At 66.8% G+C, this 11,596-nt stretch carries 13 protein-coding genes; 8 read left to right on the top strand and 5 right to left on the bottom strand.

Features of this window, described 5'->3' with window-relative positions:
* Positions 1-381, top strand: a 381-nt coding sequence (locus ACTJI6_RS12410) for a pseudoazurin (RefSeq protein ID WP_440801110.1), incomplete at its 5' end; no start/stop codon positions are given.
* 110 nt (positions 382-491) lie between these two features.
* Positions 492-1,127: a cysteine hydrolase family protein gene (locus tag ACTJI6_RS12405; RefSeq protein ID WP_440801109.1), complete on the top strand. Its 636-nt coding sequence runs from the start codon at positions 492-494 to the stop codon at positions 1,125-1,127.
* On the opposite strand, the gene ACTJI6_RS12400 is transcribed toward ACTJI6_RS12405, so the two are convergent.
* Together ACTJI6_RS12400 and ACTJI6_RS12395 are read right to left on the bottom strand one after the other, a co-directional pair.
* Positions 1,124-1,369: a hypothetical protein gene (locus ACTJI6_RS12400; RefSeq protein WP_440801107.1), complete on the bottom strand. Its 246-nt coding sequence runs from the start codon at positions 1,367-1,369 to the stop codon at positions 1,124-1,126. The genes ACTJI6_RS12405 and ACTJI6_RS12400 overlap by 4 nt on opposite strands.
* Positions 1,370-1,376: 7 nt before the next feature.
* Entirely contained in the window at positions 1,377-1,589 is a 213-nt protein-coding gene (locus ACTJI6_RS12395) for a hypothetical protein (RefSeq protein ID WP_440801106.1), read from the bottom strand.
* Positions 1,590-1,765: 176 nt separating this feature from the next.
* Here ACTJI6_RS12395 and ACTJI6_RS12390 point away from each other — a divergent pair, with 176 nt between their 5' ends.
* The 6 genes from ACTJI6_RS12390 to ACTJI6_RS12365 all read left to right on the top strand — a co-directional run bounded on the left by ACTJI6_RS12390 (position 1,766) and on the right by ACTJI6_RS12365 (position 10,170).
* Complete coding sequence (locus tag ACTJI6_RS12390) at positions 1,766-2,623, top strand: SDR family oxidoreductase (protein ID WP_440801105.1); 858 nt, start codon at positions 1,766-1,768, stop codon at positions 2,621-2,623.
* Entirely contained in the window at positions 2,620-4,335 is a 1,716-nt protein-coding gene (treZ, locus tag ACTJI6_RS12385) for a malto-oligosyltrehalose trehalohydrolase (RefSeq protein ID WP_440801103.1), read from the top strand. The genes ACTJI6_RS12390 and treZ overlap by 4 nt, the downstream gene beginning before the upstream one ends.
* Complete coding sequence (gene treY, locus ACTJI6_RS12380; RefSeq protein ID WP_440801102.1) at positions 4,332-6,569, top strand: malto-oligosyltrehalose synthase; 2,238 nt, start codon at positions 4,332-4,334, stop codon at positions 6,567-6,569. The genes treZ and treY overlap by 4 nt, the downstream gene beginning before the upstream one ends.
* A gap of 94 nt (positions 6,570-6,663) precedes the next feature.
* Positions 6,664-7,791, top strand: a complete 1,128-nt coding sequence (locus ACTJI6_RS12375; protein ID WP_440801100.1) for a sugar phosphate nucleotidyltransferase — start codon at positions 6,664-6,666, stop codon at positions 7,789-7,791.
* Between the two features lie 13 nt (positions 7,792-7,804).
* Entirely contained in the window at positions 7,805-9,880 is a 2,076-nt protein-coding gene (gene glgX / locus ACTJI6_RS12370) for a glycogen debranching protein GlgX (protein WP_440801098.1), read from the top strand.
* Positions 9,881-9,900: 20 nt separating this feature from the next.
* Complete coding sequence (locus ACTJI6_RS12365) at positions 9,901-10,170, top strand: DUF2934 domain-containing protein (RefSeq protein WP_440801097.1); 270 nt, start codon at positions 9,901-9,903, stop codon at positions 10,168-10,170.
* 5 nt (positions 10,171-10,175) lie between these two features.
* Here ACTJI6_RS12365 and ACTJI6_RS12360 read toward each other — a convergent pair whose 3' ends face one another.
* Genes ACTJI6_RS12360 through ACTJI6_RS12350 form a run of 3 tightly spaced genes read right to left on the bottom strand, consistent with a single transcriptional unit; the run spans position 10,176 to position 11,576 of the window.
* On the bottom strand, positions 10,176-10,718 hold the full coding sequence (locus ACTJI6_RS12360; RefSeq protein WP_440801095.1) for a DsbE family thiol:disulfide interchange protein: 543 nt from the start codon (positions 10,716-10,718) through the stop codon (positions 10,176-10,178).
* Positions 10,711-10,854, bottom strand: coding sequence for a heme exporter protein CcmD (gene ccmD, locus ACTJI6_RS12355; RefSeq protein WP_126155067.1), 144 nt, complete (start codon positions 10,852-10,854; stop codon positions 10,711-10,713). The genes ACTJI6_RS12360 and ccmD overlap by 8 nt, the downstream gene beginning before the upstream one ends.
* The gene (locus ACTJI6_RS12350) at positions 10,851-11,576 is read right to left on the bottom strand and encodes a heme ABC transporter permease (RefSeq protein WP_440801094.1); all 726 of its coding nucleotides are present in this window, start codon (positions 11,574-11,576) and stop codon (positions 10,851-10,853) included. Before ACTJI6_RS12350 ends, ccmD begins: the two co-directional genes overlap by 4 nt.
* Between the last annotated feature and the right edge of the window lie 20 nt (positions 11,577-11,596).

The raw sequence follows: 11,596 nt of genomic DNA, 5'->3' as shown, positions 1-11,596 counted from the left end.
GCCTTCGCCGCCGAGCACGAAGTCCACATGATGAACAAGGGCGAGGCCGGGATGATGGTGTTCGAACCCGCCTTCGTGAAGGCCGAACCCGGCGACGTGATCCACTTCATCCCCACCGACAAGAGCCACAACGTCGAGGCGATCAAGGAGATCCTGCCCGCAGGGGTCGAGCCGTTCAAAAGCAAGATCAACGAGGAATATTCGCTGACCGTGACCGAACCCGGCCTTTACGGCGTGAAATGCACGCCGCATTTCGCGATGGGCATGGTGGGGCTGATCCAAGTGGGCGACGCGCCCGCGAACCTGGATGCCGCCAAGACCGCGAAGATGTCGAAAAAGGCGCGCGAGCGCATGGACGCCGAGATCGCCCAGGTCCAGTAACCCCCACCACCCGGCGGGGCGGCCCAGGGCTGCCCCGGCGCCGGACAAGAACCGGAAACTTCCCGCCCCTTGCGCCGTTTCCCCACGGGATCCAGAAACGGGGTAAGGACATGCTTCCGCAGAACGCCGATGGCCACAAGGCGAAAGACGGCCTGACCTACGGCCCGCCGGGCGACCGCGCGGTGCATCTGTGCATCGACATGCAGCGGCTGTTCGACAAGGGCTCGGAATGGCGGGTGGACTGGATGCGCCGAGTGCTGCCGAACGTCTGCCACCTGGTCGAGACCTTGCCCGACCGCACCGTCTTCACCCGCTTCATCCCGCCCGAAACACTGGACGACGCGCCCGGCACCTGGCGACGCTATTATGAAAAATGGCCGCAGATGCTGCGGCGCAACCTGGATCCCGACTGGCTGCGCCTGCTGCCGGAACTGGAGATCCACCTGCCCCGCGCGCGGATTTTCGACAAGCCCGTCTATTCGCCCTGGATGGACGGACGGCTGCACACCCTGTTGCAACGGGACCGGATCGACACGCTGATCCTGACCGGAGGAGAGACGGACGTCTGCCTGTTGGCGGCGGTGATCGGCGCTGTCGATCTGGGATACCGGGTCATCCTGGTATCGGATGCCGTCTGCTCCTCTACGGACGACACCCATGACGCGGCGATGGAGATGTACGGGAAACGCTTCGGACAGCAGATCGAGATGGTCGAGACCGCCCCCCTGGTCGCCGCGATGGTCTAGTATCCGGCGTCATCTTCCCGGCGGCAGTTCAGCCGTTCGGCGATCCGGCGGAAGGTCTCGGCGATGGCCAGTTCGGTTTCCAGCCCGTCGACAATGACGGCGCCGGGGTCTTCCTGCCCGTCATGCAGAACCTGACGTTCCGCCAGCCAGTCGCAAAGCGCCCGGCGCGCGTCGGGGGTCAGCAGGTCCGGCAGCGCGTCGATCAGCTTCGCATGGGCGATCGCCTGGGCGTCGGGTGCCATGGCAGCCTCAATAAGTGCCGGGGGGATCACTGGCCGGAAAGGATTCATCCCCCGTCTCGTCCACCAGATCCCAGTCGCGGGGTGGGGCCGACATCTCGCGGCGCCCCGCGGGGCGGACATAGCGCGGCCCGGGAGAGCTGGGCCCGCCCATCGCCTTGGCAATCAGCCCGCCTGCCAGCAGGAACCCGCCCGCCGCTATCAGAATGTCGCAACTGCGCATGTCATCGCTCCTGTTGTTCGGGATCAAACGACGGCGCGGCGGCAGTTGTTCCCGTCGCGGCCAACGGGTTTTTTCAACTGATAAACAGCAAGATGGAAACCTGTCGGCGTCCCGGCGGTTCTGACTGGGCAGGCTGTCCGCAACGGGCGCCCCCTTCCGATCAGAAAGGCCGCAAGATGCGCGATTATCCCAAGCCCCCCTTTCCCAAGCAGCAGCAGGATCTGCCCGGCAGCTTCCAGAAGATGGACCCCCGCCCCGACCATGGCGAGGAAAGCTGGCGCGGCGCGGGCCGGCTGGAAGGGATGAAGGCCGTCATCACCGGCGGCGACAGCGGCATCGGCCGCGCCGTCGCCATCGCTTTCGCGCGCGAGGGGGCGGACGTGGCGCTGTCCTATCTGGACGAGACCGAGGACGCCCGGTCCACCGCGCAACTGGTCCGCGACGCAGGGCGCGAATGCCTGACCCTTCCGGGCGACATCGCCGACCCCGGGCATTGCCGCAAGATCATCGCCGATGCCGTGGCCGCGTTCGGCCAGATCGACATCCTGGTCAACAACGCCGCCCATCAGGAAACCTTCGACAAGCTGGAAGACATCCCGGACGACGAATGGCGCAAGACCTTCGCCGTCAATATCGACGCGATGTTCCACCTGACCAAGGCCGCCGTGCCGCATATGCGGGCGGGCAGTTCGATCATCAACACCGCCTCGATCAATTCCGACGATCCGAACCCGACGCTGCTGGCCTATGCCACCACCAAGGGCGCGATCCAGAATTTCACCATGGGCCTTGCGCAGCTGCTGGCAGAACGCGGCATCCGCGCCAATGTCGTCGCCCCCGGCCCGGTCTGGACGCCGCTGATCCCGGCCAGCATGGATGCGGAAAAAGTGTCGAAGTTCGGCGAAAACTATCCCATGAAGCGCCCCGCCCAGCCGGTCGAGCTGGCCTCGGCCTATGTGATGCTGGCGGAACCGATGTCCAGCTATGTCTCGGGTGCGACCATCGCCGTCACCGGCGGCAAGCCGATGATATGACAACGCAACGCTGGGGTGGATACTGGACCGATGCGGGCTGGACCTTGGACCTCTGGGCGCCCCAGGCGGAACGGGTCGGGCTGGTCCTGAATGGCGACGAGCGCCCGATGATCCGACAGGCGAACGGGTTCTGGTCCGTGACCGCCCCTGCCCGGCCGGGCGACACCTATCTGCTGCGGGTGGACGGCCAGGACATGCCCGACCCCGCCAGCCGCTTGCAGGCGGGGGACGTCCACGCCCCGTCGGTCGTGACCGCGCGCCCGGACGACCGCTGGCAAACGCCCTGGGCCGGGCGCGACTGGGCCGAGGCGGTGATCTATGAACTGCACCTGGGCACCTTCACCCCGGAAGCAACGCTGGCGGCGGCAGCGGGCAAGCTGGCCGGGCTGGCGGATCTGGGGATCACGGCGGTCGAGTTGATGCCGGTGGGCCAATGCCAAGGCGATCGCGGCTGGGGCTATGACGGGGTGCTGCCCTTTGCGCTGCATCCGGCCTATGGCAGCCCGGACGACCTGCGCCGCTTTGTCGATCAGGCGCATTCGCTGGGGCTGATGGTGGTCCTGGATCTGGTCATGAACCATTTCGGGCCAGAGGGCGCCTATCTGCACCATGCCGCCCCCGCCTTCTTCGATGAAAGCCGCCATACGCCGTGGGGCGCGGCCATCGACTTTTCGCAAGCCGCAGTGCGGGAATACTGGATCCAGTGCGCCGAATACTGGCTGGGCGAATTCCGCCTTGACGGGCTGCGGCTGGATGCGGTCCACCAGATCGCCGGGCCGGGCGCAGAGGACTTCATGACCGCCCTTGCCCGCCGCGCCCGCGCCGTGGACGACAGCCGCGCCATCCATCTGATCGTCGAGGATGAACGCAACGATCCCTTCCTGCGCGAAAACGGCTATGACGCCAGTTGGAACGACGATTTCCACCATGCGATCCACTGCCAGTTGACGGGAGAATCCGACAGCTATTACGCCAACTTCGCGGTCGACCCCATCGGCGACCTGTGCCTGGCATTGCAGCGCGGCCATGTCGAGGAGGGCCAGCCCCGCGCCGCCCGCGACGACCCGCGCGGTCAGCCCTGCGGCCACCTGCCGCCGACCGCCTTCGTCAATGCGACCCAGACGCATGATCAGGTCGGCAACCGTGCCCTTGGCGAACGGCTGCTGTCGCTGGCCGACCCGCAGGGCGTCCGGACTGGTTTCGCGCTGCTGCTGGTGGCCCCCTATATCCCGATGATCTTCATGGGCGAAGAACGCGGCGCGACCACGCCCTTTCTGTTCTTCGCGGATTTCACCGGCGATCTGGCCCGCGCCGTCCGCGAAGGCCGCGCCGCCGAATTCGCTGGGATCGCCAGTCTGGGATCGGGCGTGCCCGACCCGCTGGATCCCGAGACCTTCGCCCGATCCCGGCTGGACTGGCGAGACGACGACACAGCGCGCGACTGGCTGGCGCTGACCAAGCGCGCCCTGGCCTTTCGGCGCGATCATGTGGTGCCGCTGCTGAAAAGCGGACGCAGCGGTTCTGCGCGGGTGGTGCGGCACGGCGCGGCGTCCCTGGCCGCGTCCTGGCCGTTCCACCAGGGAACCCTGGATCTGCAACTGAGCTTGGGCCAGGCCGCGCCCGATCTGCAAGCCGCCGACGATGCCGCATTTTCCCTGGGCCGCATCGGCAGCGACCCCTATGCCCTTTCCGTCAGCACAAGGTTCCCATGATCCCCTCCATTCCCACGGCGACCTATCGGATCCAGTTGCGCGACGGCGTGGACTTCGCGCAGGTGACGCGGCTTCTGCCCTATCTGTCGGACCTGGGGATTTCGCATCTGTATCTGTCGCCGATCTTCCAGGCCGGGGCGGGTTCGACCCACGGATACGACATCACCGACCCGACCCGCATCGACCCGGCCCTGGGCGGGCGCAAAGGGTTCGACACCCTGGCGCGCGCTGCCCGAGACCAGGATCTGGGCATCATCCTGGATATCGTATCGAACCATACCGCCTTCACGCTGGAAAACCCGTGGCTGCTGGACGTGCTGAAGCACGGAACGGCAAGCCGCTATGCCCGGCATTTCGACATCGGCTGGGACGCGGGGCCGCTGGTCCTGCCCTTCCTGCCCGAACCGTTCGAAAAGATGCTGGCCGACGGCGCGTTCCGGGCTGCGGACGGGCTGTGGCATTTCGGCGATGCCGCGCTGCCCCTGGCCCCCGACAGCCCTGCGACCAATGACCTGCGCGCGCTGCATGACGCCCAGCACTGGCGGCTGGTCCATTCCGACCTGGAACGCGACGGCATCACCCATCGGCGGTTCTTCAACGTCACCAGCCTGATCGGGATGCGGGTCGAGGATCGCGGCGTCTTCGAGGACACCCATGCGCTGATCTTCGATCTGGTCCGCGCGGGATCGGTTCAGGGGCTGCGCGTCGATCATATCGACGGGCTGGCCGATCCGGCGGGCTATCTGGACCGGCTGCACCACGCCCTGCCCGACACTCCGGTCTGGGTCGAAAAGATCCTGGTCGGCGATGAGACACTGCCCCCGGACTGGAAGACTGTCGGCACCACCGGATACGAGGCCGCGCGCCTGATCGCCCGGCTGTTCACCGACCCGGCGGGGATCGCCGAACTGGACCGCCTGTGGCGCGCGGCCACCGGGATCGACACGGACTTCCGCACCGAACTGCGCCAGGCCAAGCTGGACGTGCTGGACAACGAACTGGCTGCCGAACGGCGTCAATTGCGCGACATGGCGGCCCTGGCCGTGCAAGGCTCTCCGCTCGCCCAGCCGGGGCCGGAATCGCTGCGCGAGGCGGTGACGGCGCTGCTGGCGTCCATGCCGCGCTATCGCAGCTATGTCACCTGCCGGACCTGCCCGGAAGACCGCGACCTGCTGGGGCGGGTCGCGGACGATGCCGCGCAGGGTCTGCGCAGCCGGGCGGTGGTCGACCTGCTGGCGGACCTGATGCTGGATCCGCAATCCGCCGCCGCCCGCGTCTTCGTCCGACGCTTCCAGCAGGTCTCGGGCGCGCTGCTGGCCAAGGCGCAAGAGGATACGGCGGGCTTTCGCTGGACCCGCTATCTGGCCGCGAACGAGGTCGGCGCGGAACCCGATGAACCGGACGTGACCGCCGAGCAGGCCAACGCCTTCCTGGCCGCGCGCAGGCCGGGGGACATGACGCTGGTGTCGACCCATGACACCAAGCGGTCGGGCGATTCCCGGATGCGGCTGGTCGCGATCAGCCACCTGCCGCGATCCTTCCAGGCGCTGTTCGACGCGGCCGCCCGGCTGCCCTCGGCCGATGCGGTCGATCCCCGCTGGCGATGGTATGTCCTGCAATCGGCCCTGGCGATCTGGGACGGCGACGCGGGACGGGCGGCGGACCGGCTGGACGGCCATATCGAAAAGGCCATGCGAGAGGCCAAGCTGACCAGCTTCTGGACCAATCCCGACACGGCGACCGAGACCGCCGCAAAATCCTTTGCCCGCGGCCTTCTGGACCAATGGGCGGCGCGCCCGGATCCGGCGCTGCAAGCCCTGCTGCACCGGGGCGAGGCCCTGGCCTTCGCGCAACTGGCCTTCCAGATGCTGATGCCCGGCTTTCCCGACATCTATCGCGGAGACGAGGGCGGATTGCTGGCGCTGACCGACCCCGACAACCGCCTGCCCGTCGATTGGGACACCCTGGCCCGGCACGGGGCCGATACGAACGCCAAGCTGCACTGGACCCGACAGCTTCTGGCGCTGCGCGGCAGCCACCGGGAATTCCTGCGCGATGCGGATGCCCGCGTGCAGGTCGACGGCGACGGCCTGCGCCTGATCCGCGCCTCAGGCGGCACACAGGTGATCGCCGAATTCTCACCCACAGCCGCCCTGCCGACCGATCCCCTTCTGTCCCGCGTCTTCGAGGACGGCAGTTCCGTCTGCGTCCGGCTGAACCAAATGAAAAATTAACATTTGATGCCGCCTGGAACAATCACGCGTTGTTTCAGTTTGGAAAGCAAGCCGCTCTGCGGGCGCTTGCATCCCCCAATCGAAGGACAGACCCGTGTCAGCACCGTCGCCTCGTTCTCCTGTCGTCTCCCTGCCGGATCAGCGGGTCGCGACCGTGCTTCTGGCCGGGGGCAAGGGCAGCCGCCTGCACGACCTGACCGCCGCCGAAAGCAAGCCGGCCGTGCATTTCGCGGGCCGCAATCGCATCGTTGATTTCGCGATGGCGAATGTCGTGCGGTCCGGCCTGGATCGTCTGATCGTCGCCACCCAGTTCGCGCCCCGCACCCTGCATGACCACCTGCCCGCCCGCTGGGGCCAGCATTTCGCGCGGGGCGGGATGGTCCTGCGCGACGGTCGCGACCGTTATCAGGGCACTGCCGACGCGGTGCGCTGCAACTGGGACCATATCGGTGACTGCGACGCCGATCAGGTGCTGGTTCTGGCTGCCGACCATATCTATGACATGGATTACGGCCCTCTGATCGCGGCGCATCGGGCGTCCGGCGCTGCAGTGACGGTCGCGGTGGACGTGGTGGCCCTGTCGCAGGCCAGCGGCTTTGGCGTGATGCACACCGATCCCGGTGGCCGGATCCTGTCCTTCCGGGAAAAGCCTGCCGATCCCCCTGCCATTCCTGGCGAGCCGGACAAGGCGATGGTCTCGATGGGCATCTATGTGTTCGAGGCCGCTTGGCTGCGCGATGCGCTGTTCAGGCAGGATACCCACGCGATGGACTTCGGGCACGAGGTGATCCCCGCCGCCGTGGCGAAGGGACTGGCCTGCGCCTATCGCCTGCCGCCGGGACCATCGGGACATACCTATTGGCGCGACGTGGGCACCCTGGATGCGTTGCGGCGGTCGCATCTGGATTTCCTCAGCAGCCATCCCGCCCGCCTGCCGCGCATGTCGACCCTGTCGGAATGGTATCTGGGCCGCGACAGCGTGGCGATGCCGGGGGCGCTTGTTCCGGCCTCGGCCCGGCTGACGCGCTGCCTGGTGGCGCCGGGAACCCACGTGCCCCCCGGACTGGTCGTGGGCGAGGACGCGCACGAGGATGCCCGCTGGTTTCGCCGCGACCGCGACACGATCCTGATCACCCAAGCGATGCTGGATCGCCGGGATGCGATGCGGCTGCCCGTTTCCGCCGCGGCGCAAACCGCCATGCCGCGCCAAGATGTCGCCTGATCTGGGGAACCGAATGCGCGACATGAAGCAACGCCCGGCCTTCGACCTTTCCGTCACCCGCCCCGACATTCTGGGCGCCGAATATCTGGGCGAAGGCACGAATTTTGCCCTGTATTCAGATCACGCCACGCGGGTGGAACTGTGCCTGTTCGACGAAACCGGCGAACAGGAACTGCACCGCATCGACCTGCCCGACATGGAGGGCGGGATCTGGTTCGGCTATCTGCCCGGCATCGGTCCGGGACAGGTCTATGGGTATCGCGTCCATGGGCCTTATGACCCGGAACAAGGCCATCGCTTCAATCCGAACAAGCTGCTGCTGGATCCCTATGCCCGCGAATTGCGCGGCCAGATCCGCTGGGACGACGCGCTGCACGGCTATCAGGTGGGTCAGGACGATCTGTCCTTCGACGACCGCGACAGCGCCGCCTTCATGCCCAAGGGCGTCGTGGTGGACGCCAAGTTCGACTGGGATACCGACCGCGCCATCCGCACCCCCTGGCAGAACAGCGTCATCTATGAGGCGCATGTGAAGGGGCTGACGCAGCTTCACCCCGCCGTGCCCGAGGATGATCGCGGCACCTTTCGCGGCTTGGGCAGCGACGCGGTGATCGAGCATCTGCACAGGATCGGCGTCACCGCCATCGAACTGCTGCCGATCCACGCCTTCACCAACGACCGCTATCTGGTGGAAAAGGGCCTGTCGAACTACTGGGGATATTCCACCCTGTCCTTCTTCGCCCCTCATGCCCCCTATCTGAAATCCGGCCAGATCCGGGAAGTGAAAGAGGCGATCCGCAAGCTGCACAAGGCGGGGATCGAGGTGATCCTGGACGTTGTCTTCAACCACACCGCCGAAGGCAACGAGCTGGGGCAGACCATGTCCTTCCGGGGCATCGACAACGCATCCTATTACCTGCTGTCGCCCGACAATCCGCGCCACAGCTTCGACACCACCGGCACCGGCAACACCCTGAACGTCGCGCATCCGATGGTGCTGCGGATGGTCATGGATTCGCTGCGCTATTGGGTCGAGGCGATGCATGTGGACGGTTTCCGATTCGACCTGGCCTCGACGCTGGGACGGGAAAGTCAGGGCTTCGAACGCGACGGGTCGTTCTTCAACGCCATCCGCCAGGATCCGGTGCTGTCGGGCGTCAAGCTGATCGCCGAGCCCTGGGATATCGGCGAAGGCGGATACCAGGTGGGCGGATACCGCTGGCCGTTCCGCGAATGGAACGACAAATTCCGCGACGACACCCGCGCTTTCTGGCGGCGCGATCCGGGGCTGCTGCCCGCGATATCCGAACGGCTTGCCGGATCGCCCGTGCAGTTCAATCACAGCCACCGGCCCGCGACCTCCAGCGTGAACTTCGTCGCGGCCCATGACGGCTTCACCCTGTGGGATACCGTCAGTTTCAACGACAAGCACAACGACGCCAATGGCGAGGACAACCGCGACGGCCACGATCACAACCTGTCGGACAACCTGGGGGCCGAGGGCGCGACCGACGACGACGGGATCCTCGCCGCCCGCAGGCGCCGGGTCCGCGCGATGCTGGCGACCGTGATGCTGAGCCAAGGCGTGCCGATGATCCTCGCGGGCGACGATTTCGGCAATTCGCAGGACGGCAACAACAACGCCTATTGTCAGGACAACGCGATCAGCTGGCTGGAATGGGACAAGGCCGATGACGGCATCCTGACCGCCGTGGAGGCCCTGGCCGCGTTCCGGCAAGAGGTGTCGCTGTCGCAATCCCGCTTTGGCGCCGCGCCCGAGGACGCCCAGGACCGCCAGCCCGCGATCACCTGGCTGCATCCGCGCGGCGGCGCGATGGAGGACGGCGACTGGCAGGACGGCGAACTGCGCTGCTTCGCCCTGCACCAGACGATCCCCGGCGGATCCGAAGTGCTGATCCTGCTGAACGCGAGCGATGACGCGGAATTCGCCCTGCCCCAAGGGGATTGGCGCCTGCGCATCGACACCTCGGCCGATGAGGTGGCCCAGGATAGCCCGGCCGAAGGCATCGTCCCGGTGCCCTGGCAGACCGTCATGGCGTTCCTGCGCGTGGATCGGCAACCCGAGTGATTTTGACCAAGGAGGAAGACATGGACCACGACCATCAGGAAAGGATCAAGCAACGCGCCCACGAAATCTGGGAAAGCGAGGGCCGCCCCGAGGGCCGAGACGCCGAACACTGGTCCCGCGCCGAGGAAGAGCTGCGCAACCAGATGGACGGTGGATCGCAAGGGGGCACTGACGGCCAGTCCGACCTGGCCCAGACGGCAGCCGCCGCGAAACCCAAGCGGGCGCCCCGCAAGTCGTCCGCCAAGTCCGCCAAGGCCGACCCCACGCCTTATCTGAACGACGCCCCGTAACCGGCCTAGTCCTGGGCCGAGAGGGCCTTTTCCAGTTCCGGCAGGAAACGGTGGGTGTAATCCTCGCGGATCAGGGGGCCGGCATGGCGGTAAAGGACGCGGCCCTCGCCATCGACGATGAAGGTCTCGGGGGGCGCGGTGACGCCCCAGTCGATGGCGCCGCGTCCCTTGGGATCGGTTGCCAGCGCGGCAAAGGGATCGCCGTCCTGCGCCAGGAAGGCCAGGGCGTTGGCCTCGGTGTCGCGCAGATCGACACCATAGACCGGCATCCGCTTGGCAAGGTCGATCAGGGTCGGATGCTCGGCCCGGCAGGGCGGACACCAGCTTGCCCAGAAATTCACCAGCTTGACGCCGGGCTGGCGCAGCATGTCGTCGGTCAGTTGGGTCTTGCCCGGCAACGTGGTCTGCGGAAGCGCAGGCGCCTGCCGCCCCACCATCGCCGATGGCAATCCGTCGGGGTCGTCGCGTCCCATGCCCCACAGGAACATGGCCGCAAGGGCCGCGAAGGCCAGCGGAGGAATGGCGACAAGCGGCGAGATCCTAGCCATGCTTTTCCTGCCTTTCCAGATCACGGCGGGCGCGGGCATTCGCGGCCAGCGTCTGCCAGATCAGCCCGCCCAGCAGCGCCAGCGACAGCCCATAGGCGCCCAGCACGGCGCCCGCGTATTTTCCAAGTTCGATCATGCGCGCATCTCCCGTGCTTGCAGCGCGGCCAGCCGCCGCTTGCGGATTTCCGTCCGGGTGCGGATCAGCAGCAGCGACAGGAACAGCAACCCGAAGCCCAGCATCGTCAGATACAAGGGGTATCGGTAAACCGCGCTCATCCGTTCGCCCGACTGCACCGACAGGCTGGCGCCCTGGTGCAGGCCCTGGTTCCAGAAGAACACGGCATAGCGCGACAGCAGCGCGAAGACCGATCCGACCAAGCACAGCACGCCGGTCAGGTCGGCGGCGCTGTCGGGATCCTCGACCGCCGACCACAGCGCCATATAGCCGATATAGAACAGCAGCAGGATCAGGAAGCTGGTCAGCCGCGGATCCCATTCCCACCACGTCCCCCACATCGGTTGGCCCCAGACCGCGCCGGTGATCAGCCCGATCACCGTCATCACCGCGCCGATGGGCGCGGCGGCCTTGGCGGCAAGCGCGCTGACATGGTGGCGGCGGATCAGCCAGATCAGGCTGGCCACCAGCATCATCACCCAGATGTTGATCGCCATCATCGCGGCGGGCACATGCAGGAAGACGATCTTGACGGTGGACCCCTGCCGGTAATCCTCGGGCGTCAGGAATCCCCAGGTCAGCCCTGTGACCGTGCAGATGGCCGCCCCCGCCACCACCCAGGGCAGGATCGCGCCCGATGTGCGCATGAACTTGACGGGGTTGGCGTATTCCCAGATCGACATATCGTTCCCCTAGCGTCGGC

Source organism: Paracoccus sp. 22332 (assembly GCF_052045125.1).
Classification (GTDB): domain Bacteria; phylum Pseudomonadota; class Alphaproteobacteria; order Rhodobacterales; family Rhodobacteraceae; genus Paracoccus; species Paracoccus haematequi_A.
Note: the sequence above shows the minus strand (reverse complement) of the source record. Positions and strands in the feature narration are given on the sequence as shown.

What these genes read in the sequence shown, in the direction of transcription:
- ACTJI6_RS12350 (WP_440801094.1), bottom strand. Translation starts at nt 11,576, where the DNA reads ATGTCGATCTGGGAATACGCCAACCCCGTCAAGTTCATGCGCACATCG.
- ACTJI6_RS12405 (WP_440801109.1), top strand. Translation starts at nt 492, where the DNA reads ATGCTTCCGCAGAACGCCGATGGCCACAAGGCGAAAGACGGCCTGACC.
- ACTJI6_RS12360 (WP_440801095.1), bottom strand. Translation starts at nt 10,718, where the DNA reads ATGGCTAGGATCTCGCCGCTTGTCGCCATTCCTCCGCTGGCCTTCGCG.
- treZ (WP_440801103.1), top strand. Translation starts at nt 2,620, where the DNA reads ATGACAACGCAACGCTGGGGTGGATACTGGACCGATGCGGGCTGGACC.
- ACTJI6_RS12395 (WP_440801106.1), bottom strand. Translation starts at nt 1,589, where the DNA reads ATGCGCAGTTGCGACATTCTGATAGCGGCGGGCGGGTTCCTGCTGGCA.
- ccmD (WP_126155067.1), bottom strand. Translation starts at nt 10,854, where the DNA reads ATGATCGAACTTGGAAAATACGCGGGCGCCGTGCTGGGCGCCTATGGG.
- ACTJI6_RS12390 (WP_440801105.1), top strand. Translation starts at nt 1,766, where the DNA reads ATGCGCGATTATCCCAAGCCCCCCTTTCCCAAGCAGCAGCAGGATCTG.
- glgX (WP_440801098.1), top strand. Translation starts at nt 7,805, where the DNA reads ATGCGCGACATGAAGCAACGCCCGGCCTTCGACCTTTCCGTCACCCGC.
- ACTJI6_RS12365 (WP_440801097.1), top strand. Translation starts at nt 9,901, where the DNA reads ATGGACCACGACCATCAGGAAAGGATCAAGCAACGCGCCCACGAAATC.
- ACTJI6_RS12400 (WP_440801107.1), bottom strand. Translation starts at nt 1,369, where the DNA reads ATGGCACCCGACGCCCAGGCGATCGCCCATGCGAAGCTGATCGACGCG.
- treY (WP_440801102.1), top strand. Translation starts at nt 4,332, where the DNA reads ATGATCCCCTCCATTCCCACGGCGACCTATCGGATCCAGTTGCGCGAC.